We start from the raw sequence: 23,223 nt of genomic DNA, 5'->3' as shown, positions 1-23,223 counted from the left end.
GCCCATCACGACATGCGCTGGTTGCTACTTGAGTGCGCGTGGGTTGCTCTTTTTTCATCAAGGGTTGCACCTTGTGCGTCCGAAGCAACCGCAGGGCCCTGTAGCGCGGCGTCTGGTTATTGAATGGCACGAAACACACGCCATCTCCCTCAACTAAAAAGCGATGGCACGCGCCTTGCTCTGACCAACTCTGTATCTGCTCGATCATGAAAGTGCCAACTAAAAAAATATCCTCAGGAGCACCACTTATGTCGCATACGTTTTACAGGAAAGGTTTTCTGGCAATCGCAGTGGCTACTGCATTGGGCGTGTCTTCGTTTGCACAGGCGGACGTGAAAATCGGCGTAGCGGGCCCGATGACCGGCGCAAACGCGTCGTTTGGTCAGCAATACATGAAGGGCGCGCAGGCTGCGGCCGATGCGATCAATAAAGCCGGTGGTGTCAATGGGGAGAAAATAGTGCTGGTCGCGGGTGATGACGCCTGTGAGCCGAAACAGGCCGTCGCCGTTGCGAACCGCCTGGTGGATCAGGAAAAAGTAATTGGTGTGGTCGGGCACTTCTGCTCGTCGTCGACCATCCCGGCTTCGGAGATCTACGGCGATGCTGGCGTTATTGCCATTACGCCCGGCTCGACCAACCCGGCCGTGACCGAACGTGGCCTGAAAGAGATGTTCCGCATGTGCGGCCGTGACGACCAGCAGGGTATCGTTGCCGGTGACTACATCGTCGACGTGCTCAAGGGCAAGAAAATCGCCGTCATCAACGACAAGGACACTTACGGTAAGGGCCTCGCTGACGCAACGGCCAAGCAACTGACCGCGCGTGGCGTCAAGCCGATCCTCGAAGAGGGTCTGACCCGTGGTGAGAAAGACTTCAGTGCTCTGGTCACCAAGATTCGCTCGGTCGGCGCTGATGTCGTGTACTTCGGTGGTCTGCACCCGGAAGCCGGCCCGCTGGTTCGGCAGATGCGCGAGCAGGGCCTCAAGGACGTCAAGTTCATGTCCGATGATGGCGTCGTGACCGACGAACTGGTCACCACTGCGGGTGGCGCACAGTACGTCGATGGCGTGTACATGACCTTCGGTGCTGACCCGCGCGCGTTGCCGGACAGCAAGGCTGTCGTGGACGAATTCCGCAAGGCCGGTTACGAGCCTGAAGGTTACACCCTGTACGCTTACGCTTCGGTACAGGCCCTGGCTGCCGGTTTCAACGGTGCCAAGTCCAACAAGGGTGACGCAGCCGCCACATGGCTCAAGGCCAATCCGGTCAAGACCGTCATGGGTGAAAAAGCCTGGGATGCCAAAGGTGACTTGAAAGTCTCCGACTACGTGGTTTACCAGTGGGACGCCGCCGGCAAATACAAGCAACTCGAAAAACAGAAGTGAGATAGACCTCGCGTCGGCCCTGCGCGTCAGGCGCTGACCCGATGATGGGCTCGCCCAAGAGCGAGCCTGCATCTCTTTTAGCGTTTTCGGACCTGTCGGTCATGCCTCACAAGGGTGTGGCCGGCGGGGTGCTGAGCTGCCCTTTTGTGTGAGCGTGCGTGATGGATGGAATCTTCCTGCAACAAATGGTCAACGGACTCACTCTCGGGTCTGTCTACGGCCTCATCGCCATCGGCTATACGATGGTCTACGGCATCATCGGCATGATTAACTTCGCCCACGGCGACGTGTACATGATTTCCGCCTACCTGGCCGCCATCGGCCTCGCGGTTCTGTCTTTCTTCGGACTGGAATCCTTTCCGTTCCTGATTCTCGGTACGCTGATCTTCACCATTGTGGTCACTGGCGTTTACGGCTTCGTCATCGAGCGTGTGGCGTACAAGCCACTGCGCAACTCGACCCGTCTGGCACCGCTGATCAGCGCCATCGGTATTTCCCTGATCCTGCAGAACTACGCACAGATCAGCCAGGGTGCGCGCCAGCAAGGCGTGCCGACGCTGCTCGAAGGTGCGTGGCGCTTTGAAGTCGGCAGCGGCTTCGTGCAGATCACCTACACCAAGATCTTCATCCTCATCGCCGCCTTTGTCGGCATGGGCGTGCTGACCTACATCATCAAGTACACCAAGCTGGGCCGCATGTGCCGGGCCACGCAGCAAGACCGCAAGATGGCCTCGATCCTCGGCATCAACACCGACCGGGTCATTTCCTATGTGTTCATCATCGGCGCGGCCATGGCGGCACTGGCCGGTGTGCTGATCACCATGAATTACGGCACGTTCGACTTCTATGCGGGCTTCATCATCGGCATCAAAGCGTTTACTGCCGCCGTGCTCGGCGGGATCGGTTCGTTACCGGGTGCCATGCTGGGCGGTTTGATCCTGGGGGTTGCCGAGTCGCAGTTCTCCGGTCTGATCAACTCCGATTACAAAGACGTGTTCAGTTTCGGCCTGCTGGTGCTGATCCTGATTTTCCGTCCCCAAGGCCTGCTGGGTCGCCCACTCGTGGCGAAGGTATAAGTATGTCCGTTCCTGTTGCTGTTCCTGTTTCCAAACCTGTCGACATCAAGAAAAGTCTGATCGATGCCGTGGTCGCCGGGTTGCTGGCGCTGATCGTGTTCGGCCCCATTGTCGGGATCGTGCTCGATGGCTACAGCTTCAACCTGCAGCCGACCCGCGTGGCGTGGCTGGTGGGCGTGGTCATGATCGGTCGCTTTCTGATCAGTCTGTTTCTGCAAACACCCAGAGGCCTGCGTGTTTCCCAGAGCTTCGAAAGCTCCGACTCCGGCGTGCACGTGCTCAAACCGGATCATCGATCACGCTTGTACTGGATCATTCCGCTGCTGATCGTGATTGCCATCGTGTTCCCGATCTTCGCCAACAAGTACATTCTGACCGTGGTCATCCTCGGTCTGATCTACGTGCTGCTCGGCCTGGGTCTGAACATCGTGGTCGGTCTGGCGGGGCTGCTCGACCTCGGCTACGTGGCGTTTTACGCCATTGGCGCTTACGGTCTGGCGCTGGGCTATCAGTACCTGGGACTGGGCTTCTGGTCGGCCTTGCCGCTGGCGGCGATTGCGGCGGCGCTGGCTGGATGCATTCTCGGCTTTCCGGTGTTGCGCATGCATGGCGACTACCTGGCCATCGTGACCCTCGGGTTCGGCGAGATCATCCGCCTGGTGCTGAATAACTGGCTGTCGTTTACCGGCGGCCCGAACGGTGTGCCGGTGCCGGCGCCCACCTTCCTGGGGCTGGAATTCGGCCGACGCGCCAAGGACGGCGGGGTGCCGATCCATGAATATTTCGGCTTCGATTACAACCCGGACCTGAAATTCATCTTCATCTACACCGTGCTGTTTCTGGTCGTGCTGGCGGTGCTGTTTATCAAGCATCGCCTGACCCGCATGCCGATCGGGCGTGCCTGGGAAGCCTTGCGCGAGGACGAGATCGCCTGTCGTTCGATGGGCCTCAATCACGTGCTGGTCAAACTGTCGGCGTTCACCATCGGTGCGTCGACCGCAGGCCTTGCCGGGGTGTTTTTTGCCAGCTACCAGGGCTTCGTCAACCCGACCTCATTTACCTTTTTCGAGTCGGCGCTGATTCTGGCGATTGTGGTGCTGGGCGGCATGGGATCGACCGTCGGTGTGGTCATCGCCGCGTTCGTACTGACCGTTGCGCCTGAACTGCTGCGCAGCTTCTCCGAATACCGCGTGCTGCTGTTCGGGATTCTGATGGTGCTGATGATGATCTGGCGACCGCGCGGCCTGATTCGCATCAGCCGCACCGGGGTGAAACCGCGCAAGGGCGCGCTGGTCACAGAGGGGGCTGCGCGATGAGCACTGAAGTGATTCTCTCCGTCGAGCACCTGATGATGCACTTTGGCGGCATCAAGGCGCTCAGCGACGTCAGCCTCAAGGTCCGTCGCAATTCGATCTTCGCCCTGATCGGCCCCAACGGTGCGGGCAAGACCACAGTCTTCAATTGCCTGACCGGTTTCTACAAGGCCACTGGCGGACGCATCGAACTGCATACCCGCGGCAAGACCACCAACGTGATCAGGCTGTTGGGCGAACCGTTTCAGGCGACCGACTTCGTTTCGCCGAAAAGCTTCCTCAGCCGGGTGTACTACAAAATGTTCGGCGGCACCCATCTGGTCAACAGGGCAGGGCTGGCGCGCACGTTCCAGAACATTCGCCTGTTCAAGGAAATGTCGGTGGTCGAAAACCTGCTGGTCGCCCAGCACATGTGGGTCAACCGCAGCCTGATCAGCGGGATCCTGAATACCAAGGGCTATCGCAAGGCCGAAGAGGACGCGCTGAATACCGCTTTCTACTGGCTGGAGGTGGTCGATCTGGTGGACTGCGCCAACCGTCTGGCTGGCGAATTGTCCTATGGGCAACAACGCCGCCTGGAGATTGCGCGAGCCATGTGCACACGGCCGCAGGTGATCTGCCTGGACGAGCCGGCAGCCGGTCTCAATCCGCAGGAGACCGAGGCACTCAGCGGCATGATCCGCCTGCTGCGTGACGAGCACGACATGACCATCGTGCTGATCGAGCACGACATGGGCATGGTCATGGGGATTTCCGACGATATTGTGGTGCTCGACCATGGCAACGTGATTGCGATGGGCGGGCCGGAACAGATCCGTAACGATCCGAAGGTGATCGCCGCGTATCTGGGCGCTGATGAAGAGGAGCTGGTATGAGCAAGCCGATCCTCGAACTGAAAGAGATCGATGTGTTTTACGGGCCGATTCAGGCCCTGAAGAAAGTCTCGCTGCACATCAATGAGGGCGAAACGGTGAGCCTGATCGGCTCCAACGGTGCGGGCAAATCCACACTGCTGATGTCGATCTTCGGTCAGCCGCGCGCGGCTAGCGGGCAGATCATCTATCAGGGCACCGATATCACCCAGAAGTCCTCGCATTACATCGCTTCCAACGGCATTGCGCAGTCGCCGGAGGGGCGCCGGGTGTTTCCCGACATGTCGGTCGAGGAGAACCTGATGATGGGCACCATTCCGATTGGCGACAAGCATTCGGCCGAAGACATGCAGCGCATGTTCGAGCTGTTCCCCAGGCTCAAGGAGCGCCGCAATCAGCGAGCCATGACCATGTCCGGAGGCGAGCAGCAGATGCTCGCCATCGCCCGCGCGCTGATGAGTCGTCCGAAATTGCTGCTCCTCGATGAGCCAAGCCTGGGTCTGGCACCGATCATCGTCAAACAGATCTTCTCGACCCTGCGTGAACTGGCAGCCACGGGCATGACGATATTTCTGGTCGAGCAGAACGCCAACCATGCTCTCAAGCTGTCCGACCGGGCTTATGTGATGGTCAATGGCGAGATTCGACTGTCCGGCACCGGGCAGGAATTGCTGGTAAATGAAGAGGTAAGGAACGCTTATCTGGGCGGGCACTGAGTTCGTCAAAACCCTGCCGTTTTTCTCGCGCGCCCCGGATGCTCAAACATCCGGGGCGCGCTCGTATGCAATTGTGGAAAACAATTTTGGCACGCCTGACAAGTGCGACATAAAACCGCTGCAAAGGGTTGTTTTGTCACCGTTTTGACTTGTTCAGGTTTACTGTGGAACCGGCTGTTAATAACTTGGGAGTATTTACCTGCAGCCCTTTATGCATAAGGCCTGTAGAAGAGTGGTTAAATTTTGCACAGAGGTTTTTGGCCAACTTTATGGAGGGTTTGTCAACTGCATTCGAGCTGGTCGTTCATACAGTTTTTGCAGGTCAACAGCCTGTGGATAAGTCTGTTAACAAGCCTTGGAAAGACTGCCCCGGACGTTACAGGGTCTGGGCTACAGGCCATCACCGTTTTCTGACGCTTTTCGGCCCCTTGACGGTGTCGGGCAAAGTCAAGGGAAAAACTTTGCCTGATACGCTGCAGGCCCCGAAAGACGTGACGTTCAGCGTCACTGACTTGCCCCCAGAGATTGTGGGTCTGACTGTGGATAAGGTGGGCAAAAGTGCCTGTGAGGCCCGTGGCGCAAGGCTTGCTTCGGGTTGGTTGTTTTTTGTACAGATACACTCGGTTGTTGCATCGATGTCCCGCTGACGGGCATTCTGCTGCCCTTGCCAGAAACTTATTAACAGGCAGCGCTGTTTTTGCGCCATGTCAGGAGAATGAAATGACTTCCACTGTATTCATCACGGGCGCTACTTCCGGTTTTGGCGAGGCGTGCGCCCGCCGTTTCGCCGAGGCAGGCTGGTCGCTGGTGCTGACCGGTCGACGCAAGGACCGCCTGGATACCTTGAGCGCCGAGCTGTCGAAGCAGACCAAGGTGCATACGCTGGTGCTGGATGTGCGTGACCGCAAGGCGATGGAGAGCGCCATCGCAGGTTTGCCTGAAGAGTTCGGCACCATTCGCGGGTTGATCAACAACGCCGGTCTGGCACTGGGAATCGACCCTGCACCCAAGTGCGATCTGGATGACTGGGACACCATGATCGACACCAACGTCAAAGGTCTGGTTTACACCACCCGTCTGCTGCTGCCGCGCCTGATCGCGCATGGTCGCGGCGCGAGCATCGTCAACCTGGGGTCGGTCGCCGGTAACTACCCTTATCCGGGTGGCAACGTCTACGGTGGCACCAAGGCCTTTGTCGGGCAGTTCTCGCTGAACCTGCGCAACGATCTGATCGGCACAGGCGTGCGGGTCACCAACCTCGAGCCGGGGCTGTGCGAGAGCGAGTTTTCGCTGGTGCGTTTCGGCGGTGATCAGGCCAAGTACGACGCCACCTACGCCGGTGCCGAGCCGATTCAGCCTCAGGACATCGCCGATACCATCTTCTGGATCATGAACACGCCAGCGCACGTCAATATCAACAGCCTGGAACTGATGCCTGTCAGCCAGACCTGGGCCGGCTTTGCGATTGATCGCAACCGCGGCTGATTGACCTGCTGACCGGGCCGCGTTGCTGCGGCTCGATCAGTTGTCTGCTGGGGTTGGCGGCGGGAATGCGCTGACGAAGCGGTTTTCGACGAAATCCGCCAGGCCGATGTAGCAGGTCGCCAAGTGGTAGGGCGTGGTCGACGGCATGTCGCTGCGGCTGACCCTGCCATCGGGCTCGACGCACTCGTTCCAGCCCCTGGCATGCAGAAAGCGCTGTTCGAAGGCCGACAGCTGCTGAGTCAAGGCCAACTCGCAGTCCGGGCGCAGGGCCATGGCCCGCAGGTATTCTGCCTGGGCCCAGATACGTTGAGTGGCATCGCGCACCGTACCATCGAACGCCAGCATCGCCGTCACAGCCCCGCTCTGAGAATCGACACCCTGCGCCTGGGCGTAGGTGAATGCGCGAGTCATGGATTCATGCAGCTCGCGCCCGTGCAGTTCCGGCGATGATTGCAGCAGGAAGAACCATTCAAACTGATGACCTGGTTCGTACCAGTTATCCACAGCGCCCAGAGGCTTCTCCAGCATCACGCCGGTTGCCGTATCGACGAAACGGCGCTGCATGTGGATAACCAGCGCGTCCAGTGCCGCCTGCGTGGCAGGGTCGGCACGCACCGACAGGGTTGCCAGAAAGGCCTCTGCCAGGTGCATCAAGGGGTTTTGCAGCGGACCGGTGCCCAGTACCGACCAGTCTTCATCGAGTTGCGCCTCGTAAAGCCCGTCGTCGTCGGCAAAGCGTTCTGCCACAACGTTGAGCGCTGCGTTGAGCACCGACTCTGCCAGCGGGTCCTGCACTTTCGCCCAGTAGTGTGCGCAGGCAAAAATAATGAAGGCGTGGGTGTAGAGGTCCTTGCGGCGATCCAACGGCTTGCCCTGTGGATCGATGCTGTAGAACCATCCACCATGCTCGGCATCGTGGAAGTGCTGTTGCAGGGAGCGGAACAATTCACTGGCCCGCGCCCGCGCGCCTGGCACTTGCACGTGATCGATAAGGCTGGAAAACAGAAACAGCTGACGCGCACAGGCCATGGCCCGATAGCGTTGCGGCGGCAACGGTTGATCACTGGCGTCGAGTGCTTCGTAGGGCAATGCCAATTGCGCGTTCCAGCCAGGGCCCTGCCACAGCGGAACGACGACCTGCATGAAGTGCTGCTGCAAGGCGGCGAACAGCGAGGTCAATTCAGGCGTGGAGGCGGAGCGGGTCACATGAGGCATCGGCTGGCATCGCGGCAGTGTCGAAGTGCGCAGCATGTTATCAGGATTGCTGCGCGAGGGAGGGTGATGATCGTTCCTCACGCCAGACGCGTGAGGAACCTCTGGCAGTCAGCCGATCAGCGCCAGTCGCTCGTTGATCGCGGCCTCAATCCCTTGGGCATCCAGGCCGCACTCGGTGAGCATCTGCGCAGGCTTGGCATGCTCAACGTAGACATCCGGCAGACCCAGGTGCAATACCGACTTGAGGATATTGGCGCGTGCCAGGAACTCGCTGACCGCAGCACCGGCACCGCCCATGACGGCGTTTTCTTCCAGTGTGACCAGCAATTCGTGGTTGGCGGCAGCTTCGCTCACCAGGGCTTCGTCCAGTGGCTTGACGAAACGCATGTCGATCACCGTTGCGTCGAGCTTCTCGGCCACCACCAGCGCCTCGGCCAGTTGCACGCCGAACGCCAGTATCGCAACGCCCTGACCCTGACGACGCACAACGCCCTTGCCGATCTCGACCGTGTCCAGACTGGCCTCGATCACCGCGTTAGGGCCGGTGCCGCGTGGGTAGCGCACTGCCGCGGGGCCGGTGTGCAGGTAACCGGTGCTGAGCAGCTTGCGCAGTTCGTTTTCATCGCTCGGCGTCATGACCACCATGCCGGGGATGCAACGCAGGTAGGAAAGGTCGAAGCTGCCCGCATGAGTCGGGCCGTCTTCGCCCACCAGCCCGGCGCGGTCGATGGCAAACAGCACGTCGAGGTTCTGTACCGCGACGTCGTGAATCAACTGATCGTAGCCACGCTGCAGGAAGGTCGAATAGATCGCCACTACCGGCTTGCTGCCTTCGCACGCCATACCGGCTGCCAGGGTCACTGCGTGCTGTTCGGCGATGGCCACGTCGAAGTAACGCTCGGGGAAGCGTTCGCTGAACGCGACCAGATCCGAACCTTCCTTCATCGCGGGCGTGATGCCGACCAGCCGAGAGTCAGCCTCGGCCATGTCACAGATCCACTGACCGAACACGCCGGAGTATTTCGGTGCGCTGATCTTTTTCTGCGCGGCAGGCGCATTCAGCGGCTCGAGCTTGGTAATGGCGTGATAGCCGATCGGATCGACTTCGGCCGGCGCAAAACCCTTGCCCTTCTTGGTCACCACATGCAGAAACTGCGGGCCTTTCAGGTCACGCATGTTGCGCAGGGTGGCGATCAGGGTCGGCAGGTCGTGGCCGTCGATAGGGCCGATGTAGTTCCAGCCCAGCTCTTCGAAGAGCGTGCCCGGGACCAGCATGCCTTTGGCGTACTCTTCGGTGCGCCGCGCAATCTCCCAGGCACCGGGCAGGCGCGAAAGCACCTTTTTGCTGCCTTCACGCATGCTGCTGTAGGTGCGGCTGGAAAGGATCTTGGCCAGGTAGTTCGACAGCCCGCCGACATTGCGCGAGATCGACATGTCGTTGTCGTTGAGGATTACCAGCATATCGGCGGCCACTTCCGGCGCGTGGTTCAACGCTTCGAAGGCCATGCCGGCGGTCAGCGCACCGTCGCCGATCACGGCAATCGATTTGCGCTCGCTGCCCTGCAGGCGCGAGGCAATCGCCATGCCCAGCGCGGCACTGATCGAGGTGCTGGAGTGCCCGACACCGAAGGTGTCGTACTCGCTTTCGCTGCGCCGCGGAAAGGCCGCAACCCCGTCTTTCTGGCGCAGGGTGGACATGCGCGCGCGACGGCCGGTGAGGATTTTGTGCGGATAGGCTTGATGACCCACGTCCCACACCAGACGGTCGTCCGGGGTGTCGAAAACGTAATGCAGCGCGATGGTCAGCTCGATGACCCCAAGGCCGGCACCGAAATGCCCTCCGGTCTGGCCAACGGAATACAGCAATTCCAGGCGCAGTTCATCGGCCAGGGTTTCCAGCTCGGCTTCGCCCAGACGGCGCAGGCCGTGCGGGGTATCGGCTCGGTCGAGCAACGGCGTGACCGGGCGCTCGCGTGGGATCTCTTTGAACGTCGTGGGCATCAGGCGAATCGTTATAAGTAAAAGAGGCGGCAGTTTACCTTATGCATCGCACGCTGCCCATGAAGTGAGTCGGCGGATGATCTGCCGACTGACATGTGTACTCACTGAGACCACGATGAAGCGTGGTTGATTCAGCGGATTTTACGGTTCGGGTGCCAGTGCTCAGTGGCGACGTTCGACGATGTAGCGTGCCAGCTGGCGCAACGGCTCTGCGGCGGTATCGAACGGGCTCAGCGCCTGCAGCGCCTGATCACGCAGTTCCAGTGCATAGTGCTTGGCCGCTTCCAGGCCCAGCAGCGCCGGGTAGGTCGGCTTGTCGCGGGCGATGTCGGCGCCCTGGCGCTTGCCGAGGGTCGCGGTATCGCTTTCGACATCGAGAATGTCGTCCTGGACCTGAAACGCCAGGCCGATTGCACGCGCGTAGACCTGTAGAGCCTCAAGCCGCGGCTGATCGGCGTGACCGCTGGCCAGTGCGCCAAGCCGGACGCTGGCTTCGATCAATGCGCCGGTCTTGTGACGATGCATGTATTCCAGCGCTGCCTGATCGAGCTTCAGCCCCACTGAACCCAGGTCGATGGCCTGACCTCCCACCATGCCCGCCGGTCCGGCAGCAGTCGCGAGGGCCGTGACCATCTGCAGACGCGTCTCGGCATCGCGTGACGTCAGGTGGGGGGCGAGCAGGGCCGTGAAGGCAAGGCTTTGCAGGCCGTCACCGGCGAGGATCGCGCAGGCTTCATCGAAAGCCTTGTGTGTGGTCGGCTGGCCACGACGCAGGTCGTCGTCGTCCATTGCCGGCAAATCGTCATGTACCAGGGAGTAGGCATGAATCAGTTCAACGGCGCAGGCGGCACCGTTGGCATCCTCGGCTACACCGCCCAGTGCTTCGCAGGCGGCGTACGCGAGTAGCGGGCGCACGCGCTTGCCGCCGTTCATCACGCTGTAGCGCATGGCTTCGTAGAGGCGGTCGAGCTCAGGGGCCGGTGCCTGAAACAGCCCGTCGAGTGCTGCGTTGACGCGAGTCTGGCTTTGCGCTTGATAGCTCGCGATCATTCGGGGAGTTCCGCATCGTCGAACGGCTCTTCGCTCAGCTCGCCATCGCGCTCCAGCAGTACCTGAACCTTCTGCTCGGCCTGGGTGAGGGCGCTCTGGCAGTCGCGGGTCAGGCGTACACCTTGCTCGAAGGCGGTCAGGGAGTCTTCCAGCGACAACTCGCCGTTCTCCAGCCGCTCTACCAGCGTTTGCAGATCAGCGAGTGACTGTTCGAAATCCAGTGCAGCTTTCTTGCGGGCCATGAGGGCATTTCCGGTAGAGGTTAAACCGCGCGACACTAGCAGAGCGATGGCGTCTGGGCAAATTGCGGCGACGGGCTTGCGCTCTTTAAGCGGCTGCCGGGGTCAACCTGCCGCAAACCCGTTGTGCAGGTCTGCGATCAGATCCTCCGGGCTTTCCAGGCCGACCTGCAGTCGCAGCATCGGGCCGGTGCCGCGGTCGGGGCCGTGTTGCTCGACTTCCGTGATCAGGCTTTCGAAACCACCCCAGGAATAGCCGATGCCGAACAGTTTCAACGCGCCGGTAAAGCGATCCAGCACCTGCCGGTCAACGGTATTGAATTCGAAACTGAGCAAGCCGTTGCAGCCATGGAAATCGCGTTTCCAGATCGCGTGGCCCGGATCGTCCGGCAACGCGGGATAGCGCACGCGGGCAACCTGAGGCTGGGCCTGCAGCCATTGAGCGATCTGCAGCGCATGGCGCTCATGCATGGCCATGCGCGCCGCCAGACTGCGGGCTCCGCGCAGCACCAGATAGGCATCGTCGGGGCTGACGGTATTGCCTACGGCGGTGTTCATGGTCTTCAGGGTATGCCAGTGCGCTTCAGTGGTGCTGACGCTGCCCATCATGACGTCGGAATGGCCGGCCACGTACTTGGTCAGAGCCATCAGCGAAATGTCCGCGCCCAGCTCCAGCGGCTTGTACAGCACCCCGGAGCCCCAGGAGTTATCCACAGCCAGCAGCAGATTCCTGGCCCTGCACAGCTGCGACAGGGCAGGCAGGTCACACATGTCGAATGTCAGCGAGCCGGGCACCTCGGCATAGATCATCCGGGTGTTGGCCTTGATCAGCGATTCCACATTACTGCCGTCGGCCGCGTAGAAATCGAACTGGATGTCGAAGGCGGTCAGCATGGTTTTCGCCAGCCGCCGGACAGGGCCATAGACCGACTCGGTGATCAGGACATGATCGCCGGGGCGCAAAAACGATTGAAACATCTGCGCCACTGCGGCCAGCCCGGTCGGGTACAGGCAGGTGCCGTGTGCGCCTTCGAGCTCGGAGATGAGGTCCTGCAAGGCAAACGCGGTCGGGTTGCCGTTGGCGCCGTACGTCAGCGAGCGCTCCGGCCCCGCGGTACGAATTTCCGCCTGTCGCAGACTCTCCAGACTGTCGAACAGCACCGTACTGAGGCGCACGACCGGCGGGTTGACCGCAATCCCGGGCCCGCTGCCGGCACTGCGGCCGCGTTGCGACAGGGCGGTGTGGGCACGAGGGTCTTTGTCTTGCGGCATTGGAGGCTCCGGGTGGAAAGGCTTGCAGGCTGCGGCTCAGGTACCCGCAAGCGTAATGCATCGTGCGCCTGGCAGGTATCACTGATCGTTCAACACAGCGCTCGCATAGAACTCATGCAGTTTCGCCTGCAGTAACTGTCTGTCCGGCAGGCGGGTCTGGTACTCGGCAATCAAAGCGGGTGAAAGCGAGCGGTTCAGAGCGTACTCGACGACTTCGTCGTTTTTGCTGGCGCAGAGTAAGACGCCAATGGCCGGGTTTTCATGGGGTTTGCGTTCGTTGCGGTCCAGCGCTTCCAGGTAGAAGTCCAGCTTGCCGAGGTATTCGGGCTCAAAGCGGCCGACCTTGAGCTCAATGGCAACGAGGCAGTTGAGGCCTCGATGGAAAAACAGCAGATCCAGAGCAAAGTCCTGGCCGCCGACCTGCAACGCGTACTCGGAGCCGACAAAACAGAAATCGCGACCTGGCTCGATCAGAAAGTCCCTCAGGCGTTTCAACAAGCCGCCATGCAGGTCCGCCTCGGCGTGCCCCGGTGGCAGCTCCAGAAACTCCACCATGTAGGCATCACGGAATATATCCAGTGCGGCCGGCCGGGTTTCCTTGAGCATCGCCGAGGCTTTGGCTGGCTGGGTGACAGTGCGCTCGAACAGAGCGTTCTTGAATTGGCGCTCAAGTTCGCGTTTTGACCACCTTTCCTGAGTTGCCATTTTCAGGTAGAACTCGCGTTCTTCAGGACGCTTGCTCTGGCTGAAAATGATCAGGTTATGTGACCAGGATAATTGTCGCGCCAGTGGCGCGACTTTCTCTTCTGCACGGTAAATCTCATAGAATTGACGCATGCGAAAAAGGTTGCTGCGCGTAAAACCGCGCAGTCCTGGCTGGGTGGTGGCCAGATGCTCGGCAAGCTGGGTGACCACCGCGTCACCCCATTCAGCGTTTTCAAGCTTGCGACTGATGTAAGCGCCGACTTGCCAGTAAAGCTCGATCAATTGGGTGTTCACCGCCTGTGCGGCCTGCTGTCGAGCGCTCCGGATCATGGCGAGCACTTCATCAAAGCGATCATGTACAGGCGTATGCGGTGTGTTGGGAGTATTCATACTGAAAGTACTCCACTGCGTGGCAACCTGATGGGCGATTGCAAGCGAAAGTCTGGAAGAACAGTTGTTCGGCTCATAAAGGCGCGTCCTTGGGCGGTGGCTAAGGTCGGCTACTTTACGGGCGGATCAGGACGTTCTGTTCCAGAGTTTCCTGTGGGTTTGTAGCATCAGGTTTCTGTCCGCGAAGGACTTGACGTGTACCTTATTTATCCAGATCGGACGCCTGATGCCGCTCCGGAACCTGATCGGCTTCTTCGCCCCAGGTGCGATTGACCTTCTGGCCTTTGATAACGGCAGGGCGTGCGGCGATTTCTTCTGTCCAGCGAATCAGATTCGGGTATTCGTGTACCGAGAGGAATTCGGCGGCCGAATACACTTTGTTCTGCACCAGCGCGCCATACCATGGCCAGACCGCGATATCGGCAATCGTGTAGGTGTCGCCAGCCAGGTAGCGGTGCTCGCCCAGGCGACGGTTCAGCACATCGAGTTGACGCCTGGCTTCCATCGCGAAGCGGTTGATGGGGTATTCGAGTTTTTCGGGCGCGTAGGCATAGAAATGCCCGAAACCACCTCCTAGATACGGCGCAGCGCCCATCTGCCAGAACAGCCAGTTCAGCGTTTCGGTGCGGCCTGCCGGGTCGGCGGGCAGGAAGCTGGAAAACTTCTCTGCCAGGTACAGCAGGATAGAGCCGGACTCGAATACCCGAACAGGTGTTTCATGGCTTCGATCCAGCAATGCCGGGATCTTGGAATTGGGGTTGATCTCTACAAAGCCGCTGGAGAACTGATCGCCCTCGGAGATGCGGATCAGCCAGGCATCGTATTCCGCGCCGCTGTGCCCGAGCGCCAGCAGCTCTTCGAGCATGATCGTGACCTTCACGCCGTTGGGGGTGGCCAGCGAATAAAGCTGCAGCGGGTGCTTGCCCACCGGCAGCTCCTTGTCGTGCGTGGGGCCGGCGACGGGGCGGTTGATACTGGCGAACGTGCCGCCTGCTTTTGTTTCCTGCTGCCAGACCTTCGGCGGGGTGTAGGACGTTTGGGTCATGAGGAGCCTCGCTTGTTCAAGAGGGATCGCTGGGCCGGTCGTGTTGCAAAGACCATTGACGTTATAGATCAACGCGCGGGCAGGGAAGTGCCTTGCGATCGTGAACGAGTGTAGCGAGGGCAGGAGGGGCTCATTTCGCTGCAGTGGGTAGCTTGTAGAATATTCCTACAGGAACTAAGGCGGCGTCCTATAGCTGTAGCTTGGTAAAAGAAGAGAACATGTGTTCGCAGCATGAGGCCATAAGGTTATCCATTTATGATCTTGGTTGTCAAAGTTGTCCTCTCTGATTTACCTATTAATAGCTGGATACCGTATGCCGTATTTTTGCAATCCAGGCGTTATGAAATGGCGTGACCTGATCATTAACCTTGTCTCCAAGGAAATAAAAATCCGTTACATGGGCGCAACGTTGGGCTTTATTTGGTCATTGGGTAATCCGCTGGTCGTCACACTCACGTATTACACGGTGTTCACCTATATTCTGCCCAGTAGTCAGGACCGCTTCGCGCTTCATCTGGTGACGGGTGTTGTCCACTGGATGCTTCTGGCGCAAATTGTTTCGCAAAGCGGAGAGTGGCTGATCAATAACGGCAACCTCATTCGAAAGTTACGTTTTCCTCGATTGTTGCTACCCATTTCCGGGGCGTTGGCAATCATTGTTTTCTGGGCCGGCTGCATGCTCGTCTATGCGTCGTTATTTGCCATGCTCGGTGGCGTCTTTTCGCGTGCGCTGTTGTTTTATCCGATTGTGCTGATCGCATTCATGGCATTGATCATGGGCGTTGGTCTGGCACTCAGCGTCATCCAGGTCACCGTTCGGGATGCCAAGCACTTCATTGACGTGTTTCTACCCTTGCTGTTCTGGCTCACGCCCATTGTATGGGTGACTTCATCGCTGCCCGACGGTATCGCCCGCATTGCGGCCTATAACCCGATAGGTCTGTACTTCAACAGTTTCACCAGCATTCTGCATGCCGGAGTCGTTCCCGAACCCCGTGATCTGCTGCTCTGCGTGTTCATGGGCGCTGCGTCGCTGCTTGTAGGCCTGTTGATGTTCAGGAAGGTGGACAGCGTGGTGGAGTATTTATGAGTCGCGTGGTCATCAAGGCAGAAAACCTCACCAAACAGTTTGTTCTGCGCCACAACCGGGGCGGGTTGAAGAAGAAGTTTCTGGGGCTGTTTGACGCTCGGTACCGCGAGCGTGCCGAAACATTCACGGCAGTAAGCGACGTGTCGTTCACCCTGCATAAAGGCGAATCACTTGCACTGGTGGGGCATAACGGTTCCGGTAAAAGTACGCTGTTACAACTGGTTTCGCGCATCCTGGTACCCACCAGTGGGCGTCTGACCAGTGTGGGGCGGGTAGCACCGCTAATCGAAATAGGGGTGGGTTTTCACCCCGAGCTGACCGGTGAAGAAAATATCTACCTGAACGCCAGTCTGTTTGGATTGAGCAACAAGGAAGTGCGCTCGCGCTTCAATGAAATTGTCGATTTTTCCGGTTTGGGAAATTTCATTGATACACCGGTAAAGAACTACTCGTCAGGTATGTACATGAGGCTGGGTTTTTCAGTCGCCGTTCACGTAGAGCCTCAGACATTACTGGCTGACGAGGTACTTGCGGTAGGCGATGAAGAGTTCAAGCGCAAATGCCACGAACGAATTCGGTTGATGCAGGATGACGGGATGGCCTTGATTCTTGTTACCCACGCAGTAGAAGAAGGTAAAGAGTTTTGCCAGCGTTACCTGACGCTCGAGCGTGGCCGGATGACCGAGCACGGTTATTACTGATTCATTGTTTCGCGATGCCATGCTTCCAATCAACTTGGCCATCACTCAATTCATAAAGGTATTTCCATGTTGCAAATTATCGTTCCGATGGCCGGGGCCGGGAGTCGCTTTGCCGTTGCGGGTTACACCGATCCCAAACCGTTGATCCCTGTGCATGGTGTACCGATGATCAAGGTGGTTATCGACAACCTGACGCCGGAGTGCCCGCACCGCTTCATCTTTATCTGTCAGGCGGAACAGGTCGCAAGCTACGGGCTGAGAGAAAAGCTGAGTGCCTGGGCGCCTGGCTGCGAGATCGTCGAGCTCGGCGGGCTGACCGGTGGCGCTGCGTGCTCCGTGTATGCAGCGAGGCACCTGCTCGACGACGGCCAGCAAGTGATGATCGCCAACAGCGATCAATACGTCGATGTGGATATAAACGCCTATCTGCAGGCAATGAACGAGAGTGATGCAGAGGGTTTGATCATGACCATGAAAGCCGACGACCCGAAATGGTCGTTCGTGGGCTTCAGTGCTGCGGGCCTGATCGACCGTGTGGTGGAAAAGGAGGTTATCTCCGACGAGGCCACTGTCGGCATCTATAACTTTCGCCGCGCAGGTCAACTGATATCGGCCATCGAGGCGATGGTCGCGAAAGATCTTCGCGTCAATGGCGAGTTCTATGTTGCACCGGTTTACAACGAGCTCATCGGGCAGGGCGCCAGGGTCATTCATTACAGCATTGGCGCAGAAGGTCATGGCATGTATGGCCTGGGCATACCGGCAGATCTCGACCGGTTCCTGTCGCTGCCGCTGAGCAGGCAGGCAGCCTCGGGAAAAGAGGCCTGACATGCAGATCATCAGCCACCGCGGCTATTGGCTGCAAAAGCCCGAGCGCAATTTGCCGGAAGCCTTTCATCGATCGTTCGACCTTGGCTTCGGCACCGAGACCGATGTCCGCGATGTGGCTGGTCAGTTGGTCATTGCCCACGACATGCCCAAGGGCGGTGAGCTGACGCTGGAGGGTCTGCTCGACATCATGGCCGGTCGCAACCTGCCTCTGGCCATCAACGTCAAGGCAGATGGCCTGGCACAGGCTCTCGCTGAAACCTTCGCCCGGTACAGCCATACCCACTGGTTCGCCTTCGATATGGCGGTGCCGGACATGCGCAGTTACCTCAATGCCGGTCTCGTCACTTACACCCGTCTCAGCGATGTTGAACCGTCGCCAGCCTGGCTTGAACAGGCAGCAGGCGTCTGGCTTGACGGTTTTGAGGGGGAGTGGTTTTCCAATCAGGTCATTGGCGATCTGCTTTCCCAGGGCAAGCAGGTTTGTGTGGTGTCACCCGAGTTGCACGGGCGTGCTCATGACGCCCTGTGGCAGCAATTGCTTGAGTTCGGGTCGCATGACCGTTTGATGCTGTGCACTGATCTTCCCGCAGACGCAGCCACTTTTTTCTCGTGAGGCAATCATGATCAAGGCAGTGATTTTCGATATGGACGGTGTCCTGATCGACGCCAAGGAATGGCATTACGACGCACTGAACAAAGCGCTCAGCCTGTTCGGTTACAACATCAGTCGTCACGAACACCTCACCGCCTACGACGGTCTGCCCACCTCGCGCAAACTCGACATGCTGAGTGTCGAACGCGACCTGCCGGTTGCCTTGCACGCCTTTATCAACGAGATGAAACAGCAGTACACCATGGAGATCGTGTACGCCCAGTGCAAACCGACCTTTGTGCATCAGTACGCGTTGTCATCACTGAAAACGCTGGGTTACAAGCTGGCGGTGGCGTCCAACTCCATTCGCAACACGGTGGAGGTCATGATGAACAGGGCAGATCTCGATCGATACCTCGATCTGCGGCTCTCCAACGAAGACGTCAAGCATGCCAAGCCAGCGCCGGACATCTACACCAAGGCCATCAGCCAACTGGGCCTTCGCCCTGAAGAGTGCCTCATCGTCGAGGACAACGAGAATGGCATCAAGGCTGCCAGAGACTCCGGTGCACATGTGCTGGTCGTGGCTGAGACCTGCGATGTAAACCTCACTAATATTCTTGGCAAAGTCGAACAGATTAACGTCGACAAGGCGGCTGCCCTGTGAGCGCGTTGAATATCATCCTTCTGACCGGCAGGCAGTCAGAGGCGGCGCACGACGAGGGCGAGTACCCGCAATATCTGTGCGAATACAAAGGCAAGCCACTGATTCATACGCTGATAGACAACTGCGCAGTACTTCAGCCGCGCAGGATGATCTGCACATTCTCGAACCACGATATCGCCCGGCTGTACCTTCGTAACATGGTCCCGCAGATGCACCCGTCGGCCAGTGTTCTACCGGTTCACAACATCACCCGGGGCGCGGCGTGCACGGCGCTTCTGGCGAGTGAAGAAATCGACAACGATGATGAGCTGCTGATTCTCAGTGTCAGCGACTTTCTGGATATCGAGCTGCAGGATGTCGTGCGTGCATTTCGGGAACGTCATGAGGATGCCGGAGTGGTCATCTTCAATTCTCTGCACCCGCGTTATTCATTCGCGCGCCTGGATAGCGACTGCCGGGTTATTGAGGCTGCCGAAAAAAATCCGATCAGCTCACACGCCATTGCAGGTGTGTACTGGTTCAAATCAGGCTCGCTGTTCGTATCGGCGGCCAAGCAGATGATTCGCAAGGACGCCAGGGTCAACGACAACTTCTACATAGCCCCCGCCCTCAATGAACTGGTGCTGTTGCAGAAGAGGATCGGCGTCTACCGGATCGAACCGAATCAGTACCGGCCACTGAAAACCGATAGTCAGCTTCACGCCTTCGAAGCAGGAGAAATGCGATGAAAACGGCAAGGCTGGAAGACATGGTCAAAGGCTGGTTCGTGGGCGGATTCGAACCTGCAGTGTTCAGTACCGAGTCCTGTGAGGTCGGGGTCAAGACTTACAAGGCAGGTGAAAAGGAAGCGGCCCATTACCACAAGGTCGCCACCGAGATAACCGTGCTCATCGCCGGGTCGGTCAGCATGCGGGATAAGGTCTGGCATGCCGGTGACATCATCGTTCTGGAACCGGGCGACATCACGGCGTTCGAAGCGCTCACCGATGCGACCACCGTTGTCGTGAAGGTGCCGGGCGCGCTCGCTGACAAGTATGTCGTCTGACCATGAAAACGACCCATCTCCAACACCACCCAAGCCTTGGTTACGTAGCGGCGGGCAGTTTGCGCAGCCTCCCTGTAGGCCTGCTGCTGCCCCATGAGTGTTCCAGCTTCATCTCGTTTCGCGCGCATCCGTTTCGCAAGCCTGAACAGGTGATAAGTAAACTGCATGCCGCACGGCGGCCGTTGTGCATGTATGGGGCGGGGAGCTACTGTTTTTATGGTGTCCAGAGTGATTCACCGCTGGCCCCTCTGCTGTTGTGGGACGGTGCTCACTTTCTGAATGTTGGCGAAAAAATCACGGTTATCGAAGACACGCCTATCGAGTGTTATCTGGATCGTGATTACTTCGCGGGGGCGCTCAAGGTCATTGCGCGTTCGGCCAACTCCGTCACTTACACGAAAGTATCCAGGCTGACTGCCGAGTCGAACGACGATCTCGATAGCTGGACCTTCGGCATTCCTGTCGGTCCAGGTGACGCTACCGTTCTCAATGCTGTCGTGAAGCGCATTCTGGAAATTGACATCCCGCACAAGGAGATACTTCTGTGCGGTACACCGGGAAGCAACTTCGCCTATTTCGACAAAGTTCGCATCGTGGGGAAGGACATTACTGCCCCGCCCGTGCAGATATGCAAGAAGAAAAATCGCCTCGCTCGGGAGGCCGCACACAGCAATCTGGTGATCCTGCATGACCGCGTCTTTTTGCCAAAACACTTCGGGGAAGTTGTCCGCCGCTTTGGCCCGCGCTATCCGTTGATGACATTGCAAAGCATGTTTTTCGATAACCGGATCAGCATGCACCCGCGGCGCTATTCGGATTACGGCATGGCCATGGCAGAGGTTGCTCAGGGACTGCAAGGGCTGCATCGCACCGGCGGTCATGCTCTGTCCATTGCTCCGTCAATATTTTCGGACGTCGACCGGACCGGGTTCTGCTTCGCCAGCCCGATGCGCTACAACAACGACGCCAGTTACCCGACAGGTAGTCTCTACATTTGTCGCAAAGACGTATGGAATGCGTGCCCGCTGGACGAGTCCCTGCACTGGGTGGAATACGAAGACATCGAGCATGCGTTGCGAGCGTCCCGCGCGGGTATTCCGAACCGCATCAATCCCTTTGGCATCACTCAGTCAGTGACCTCCCGGGCGCTACTGGGTGGCAAGGCTTCGGTCGAATCGGTTAACGGATGCCTTGAGGTGTCCGGGCCTTGCTATGTCTCGATGCTTCAAAAGAAACCGCTTTTCAATTTGTCCGCCGAGGCCGCGCTGGCCAGACTGCAACAGTTCGGGGAAAAGTACCTGGCCAATCCATCGGCGGTTGTCATTCCAACCGGTCTTGATCGCATCTCGGTTCGAGACTGGGTCGAACTGATTGATCGCGTGGCCCAGCAGTCCAGCTTCAGGAATGATATCGACGCAGTCAGAGAGTTCCTCGCCGACTTCGAGAGGCTTGTGTTGTTCGATCAACTGACAGAAACCCGCCAGGAGTTTCTGATCAATCGCTTCCTCACAGACCCTGTGCTGGCCAAACAGACACTGATCACGCAGAGCTGCGAGGTGCGCAATATGTTGCGTCAACGCGGCACGCAGACCTGGTTTGCTCGCCAGCAGGATGATTATTTTCACCACAATCTTCTGTCGCTCCCTGGCATTTTTATTTCAGCCGTTCGCGCTTATCGAAATAACGGGAAAAACTTCTATTTTGAAAGCCTGTGGGCTGCTGTGAGGGCCATCTACAACTCGACCCCCTTCATGTCCTACAGCAAGGGGGCGAAGTGAAGGTATTCGTCGTATCTCATTCGAGCCCCGGCACTGCCAGCCATCAGTTGATCTGTCAGCTGGCGCGCATTCAGCACGAGTATAGGAAGACCGTTCCCATACTTGTGATTGATGACCTTTACAACCTGACCGAGCTACCCGTCAGCGATTCATCGACCGAGCACGCCCTGTTCAGCCTGGAGGATTTTCTTCACGACAATGGCCTGAGCGGCATCGTGGCGAACAGAGTTGCCCAGCACATGGATAAAGTCGAAAGCGACTGGATACTGATTGATTTTGGTCAGCATGACTCGACTACCTGTATGGATCTCATCCAGAAAATTGCCCGCTACAACTATTTGAGCACCAGGCTTCGAAAGCGAAACCTGGTGATCATGGTGCCCGCCATGCATCTCGGCGTTTATGCGCGAACCCTCAACGCGTCGTTCAATAATTTGCCGGCAAGCACAACAGCCTCAAATCGTTCTGCTCAGATCAGAAGGCTATTCATGGTCACCCGTCTTGAGAGAGTGCTGATGAGTATTCCATTTCTGGCGGGCATCCTGCGTCGAATAAGGCGTGTTGTTCTTCGCGTCTTTCAGCGGGTTGCAGGATCCGTCTGACTGACCTGCCGCTAACCGCCGATAGCAGGCGCTTTTATTACAAGGTTAAAAAACATGCCTCATCTTGTGGCCGTTGATTCCAGAAAAATCAGCGTGGTTATTCAGGGCCCCCTGTATCGCAACCTGAGTTCCGAGCGAAATATCTTCGTCTGTATCGCATCGATCCGGAAGCACCTGCCGCAGGCCGAAATCATCGTTTCGACCTGGCGTCATGAAGATACTTCCGATGTGAAGGCGGACCAGCTCGTCATGTCGGATGATCCGGGCGCCTTCGTCGATGACGCCGGTAATCAGATCAACATCAATCGCATGCTGCAATCGACGTTATGCGGCATTCAGCGCGCCTCAAGACCCTATGTGATGAAAATGCGTGCCGACCACAATCTGACCAGCGCCGCACTGGCTGTCATAGGTCTGCCTGATGATTCCGGGCCGGGCGAGACGCAACTGTTCGACACGCCCATCACCACCACGACGCTTTATATTCGCGACCCTGAGCGCTTGCCGATGTTGTTCCACATATCGGATCTGGTTCAATTCGGCACGCGCGACGCGATGCTCGCCATGTGGGAGCAACCACTGTTCGAAAGGGACGCGCTGTTCAACGACAGGCCGTCTCGTAACCCGTTTGGCAACTTCATTGGCTACACGTCCGCGCGCATGGTGAGCGAGCAGGCACTCATGCTGGGTGTGATGCGCAGGAAGGGCATTGAAGCGCGGCTCGCACGCCCCTGCGAGGTAAGCCTGAGCAATCTGAAGTTATGGGACAACGTCTTGAGGCGCAACTTCAGAGTCCTGAATCACTCCGAGGCTGGCATCGACTTCCCGGAACGCTTTCTGATCAGCCGCCGCGTATTGACGACGCTCTACACAGCCTCTGCGATAGAGCAATTGCAGCGCTTGGATCCGAAGGGCTACAGGCTGAGAATCGCGCGCATCTGGCTCAATCAATACCTGCTGACCTGCCTGCGCCCCGGCTGGTGGGTGTCCTTTGCGACCATCGTATTGTTCAGCACTTCACCACCCCTTGCCAGGCGTATCCGCTCGTACTGGCGCACGCTCAGGAAGGTAGCGCATGCGGAGTCGTATCGGGTCTAGTGATCTCGACCCCGCGCACTTCTACGATTTTAACGAAGTGCGATTGCATCGATAA

23 protein-coding genes are annotated in these 23,223 nt (G+C 58.4%); 16 read left to right on the top strand and 7 right to left on the bottom strand.

Going from position 1 to position 23,223, the window contains the following annotated elements:
• Positions 1-248 precede the first annotated feature (248 nt).
• The 6 genes from JOE33_RS11100 to JOE33_RS11075 all read left to right on the top strand — a co-directional run bounded on the left by JOE33_RS11100 (position 249) and on the right by JOE33_RS11075 (position 6,847).
• Entirely contained in the window at positions 249-1,385 is a 1,137-nt protein-coding gene (locus JOE33_RS11100) for a branched-chain amino acid ABC transporter substrate-binding protein (RefSeq protein WP_010427811.1), read from the top strand.
• Positions 1,386-1,546: 161 nt separating this feature from the next.
• Complete coding sequence (locus JOE33_RS11095; protein ID WP_003366358.1) at positions 1,547-2,461, top strand: branched-chain amino acid ABC transporter permease; 915 nt, start codon at positions 1,547-1,549, stop codon at positions 2,459-2,461.
• 2 nt (positions 2,462-2,463) lie between these two features.
• On the top strand, positions 2,464-3,777 hold the full coding sequence (gene livM, locus JOE33_RS11090) for a high-affinity branched-chain amino acid ABC transporter permease LivM (protein ID WP_010427812.1): 1,314 nt from the start codon (positions 2,464-2,466) through the stop codon (positions 3,775-3,777).
• A complete protein-coding gene (locus JOE33_RS11085; RefSeq protein WP_010427813.1) occupies positions 3,774-4,649 on the top strand; it encodes an ATP-binding cassette domain-containing protein in 876 nt (291 codons plus the stop codon). The genes livM and JOE33_RS11085 overlap by 4 nt, the downstream gene beginning before the upstream one ends.
• Positions 4,646-5,362: an ABC transporter ATP-binding protein gene (locus JOE33_RS11080; protein ID WP_004407872.1), complete on the top strand. Its 717-nt coding sequence runs from the start codon at positions 4,646-4,648 to the stop codon at positions 5,360-5,362. Before JOE33_RS11085 ends, JOE33_RS11080 begins: the two co-directional genes overlap by 4 nt.
• Before the next feature lie 720 nt (positions 5,363-6,082).
• Positions 6,083-6,847, top strand: a complete 765-nt coding sequence (locus JOE33_RS11075) for an SDR family oxidoreductase (protein ID WP_032615396.1) — start codon at positions 6,083-6,085, stop codon at positions 6,845-6,847.
• 36 nt (positions 6,848-6,883) lie between these two features.
• Here JOE33_RS11075 and JOE33_RS11070 read toward each other — a convergent pair whose 3' ends face one another.
• The 7 genes from JOE33_RS11070 to yghU all read right to left on the bottom strand — a co-directional run bounded on the left by JOE33_RS11070 (position 6,884) and on the right by yghU (position 14,764).
• Entirely contained in the window at positions 6,884-8,098 is a 1,215-nt protein-coding gene (locus JOE33_RS11070) for an AGE family epimerase/isomerase (RefSeq protein WP_187625061.1), read from the bottom strand.
• Between the two features lie 72 nt (positions 8,099-8,170).
• On the bottom strand, positions 8,171-10,063 hold the full coding sequence (gene dxs / locus JOE33_RS11065; RefSeq protein ID WP_187625062.1) for a 1-deoxy-D-xylulose-5-phosphate synthase: 1,893 nt from the start codon (positions 10,061-10,063) through the stop codon (positions 8,171-8,173).
• Positions 10,064-10,225: 162 nt separating this feature from the next.
• Positions 10,226-11,113 carry a farnesyl diphosphate synthase gene (locus JOE33_RS11060; RefSeq protein ID WP_096126262.1) on the bottom strand — a complete coding sequence of 296 codons (888 nt, stop codon included), beginning with the start codon at positions 11,111-11,113 and terminating at the stop codon, positions 10,226-10,228.
• The gene (locus tag JOE33_RS11055; protein WP_010427819.1) at positions 11,110-11,355 is read right to left on the bottom strand and encodes an exodeoxyribonuclease VII small subunit; all 246 of its coding nucleotides are present in this window, start codon (positions 11,353-11,355) and stop codon (positions 11,110-11,112) included. Before JOE33_RS11055 ends, JOE33_RS11060 begins: the two co-directional genes overlap by 4 nt.
• A gap of 102 nt (positions 11,356-11,457) precedes the next feature.
• Positions 11,458-12,624: a cystathionine beta-lyase gene (metC, locus tag JOE33_RS11050; protein ID WP_054994389.1), complete on the bottom strand. Its 1,167-nt coding sequence runs from the start codon at positions 12,622-12,624 to the stop codon at positions 11,458-11,460.
• A gap of 78 nt (positions 12,625-12,702) precedes the next feature.
• The gene (locus JOE33_RS11045; RefSeq protein WP_187625063.1) at positions 12,703-13,719 is read right to left on the bottom strand and encodes a PDDEXK nuclease domain-containing protein; all 1,017 of its coding nucleotides are present in this window, start codon (positions 13,717-13,719) and stop codon (positions 12,703-12,705) included.
• Positions 13,720-13,921: 202 nt separating this feature from the next.
• Positions 13,922-14,764, bottom strand: coding sequence for a glutathione-dependent disulfide-bond oxidoreductase (gene yghU, locus JOE33_RS11040; protein ID WP_187625064.1), 843 nt, complete (start codon positions 14,762-14,764; stop codon positions 13,922-13,924).
• Positions 14,765-15,077: 313 nt separating this feature from the next.
• Here yghU and JOE33_RS11035 point away from each other — a divergent pair, with 313 nt between their 5' ends.
• The 10 genes from JOE33_RS11035 (at position 15,078) to JOE33_RS10990 (ending at position 23,168) form a co-directional block, all read left to right on the top strand.
• Positions 15,078-15,854: an ABC transporter permease gene (locus JOE33_RS11035; RefSeq protein ID WP_187625065.1), complete on the top strand. Its 777-nt coding sequence runs from the start codon at positions 15,078-15,080 to the stop codon at positions 15,852-15,854.
• Positions 15,851-16,555, top strand: coding sequence for an ABC transporter ATP-binding protein (locus JOE33_RS11030; protein WP_187625066.1), 705 nt, complete (start codon positions 15,851-15,853; stop codon positions 16,553-16,555). Before JOE33_RS11035 ends, JOE33_RS11030 begins: the two co-directional genes overlap by 4 nt.
• Positions 16,556-16,621: 66 nt before the next feature.
• Positions 16,622-17,383: a glycosyltransferase family 2 protein gene (locus tag JOE33_RS11025; RefSeq protein ID WP_187625067.1), complete on the top strand. Its 762-nt coding sequence runs from the start codon at positions 16,622-16,624 to the stop codon at positions 17,381-17,383.
• Between the two features lies 1 nt (position 17,384).
• Entirely contained in the window at positions 17,385-17,999 is a 615-nt protein-coding gene (locus tag JOE33_RS11020) for a phosphodiesterase (protein ID WP_187625068.1), read from the top strand.
• A 7-nt stretch (positions 18,000-18,006) separates the two neighbouring features.
• Positions 18,007-18,645: an HAD family phosphatase gene (locus tag JOE33_RS11015; protein ID WP_032615376.1), complete on the top strand. Its 639-nt coding sequence runs from the start codon at positions 18,007-18,009 to the stop codon at positions 18,643-18,645.
• Entirely contained in the window at positions 18,642-19,373 is a 732-nt protein-coding gene (locus JOE33_RS11010) for a glycosyltransferase family 2 protein (protein ID WP_032615374.1), read from the top strand. Before JOE33_RS11015 ends, JOE33_RS11010 begins: the two co-directional genes overlap by 4 nt.
• Positions 19,370-19,690, top strand: a complete 321-nt coding sequence (locus JOE33_RS11005) for a hypothetical protein (RefSeq protein ID WP_010427835.1) — start codon at positions 19,370-19,372, stop codon at positions 19,688-19,690. Before JOE33_RS11010 ends, JOE33_RS11005 begins: the two co-directional genes overlap by 4 nt.
• A 2-nt stretch (positions 19,691-19,692) precedes the next feature.
• Positions 19,693-21,468 (top strand): hypothetical protein, encoded by a 1,776-nt coding sequence (locus JOE33_RS11000; protein ID WP_187625069.1) that lies wholly within the window; start codon positions 19,693-19,695, stop codon positions 21,466-21,468.
• A complete protein-coding gene (locus JOE33_RS10995; protein WP_187625070.1) occupies positions 21,465-22,070 on the top strand; it encodes a hypothetical protein in 606 nt (201 codons plus the stop codon). The genes JOE33_RS11000 and JOE33_RS10995 overlap by 4 nt, the downstream gene beginning before the upstream one ends.
• Before the next feature lie 54 nt (positions 22,071-22,124).
• Positions 22,125-23,168 (top strand): WavE lipopolysaccharide synthesis family protein, encoded by a 1,044-nt coding sequence (locus tag JOE33_RS10990; RefSeq protein ID WP_187625071.1) that lies wholly within the window; start codon positions 22,125-22,127, stop codon positions 23,166-23,168.
• Positions 23,169-23,223: the final 55 nt, after the last annotated feature.

The organism is Pseudomonas sp. PvP027 (assembly GCF_017833005.1).
In the GTDB taxonomy this organism is placed as follows: Bacteria; Pseudomonadota; Gammaproteobacteria; order Pseudomonadales; family Pseudomonadaceae; genus Aquipseudomonas; species Aquipseudomonas congelans.
This window is presented reverse-complemented; position numbering and strand designations above follow the sequence as displayed.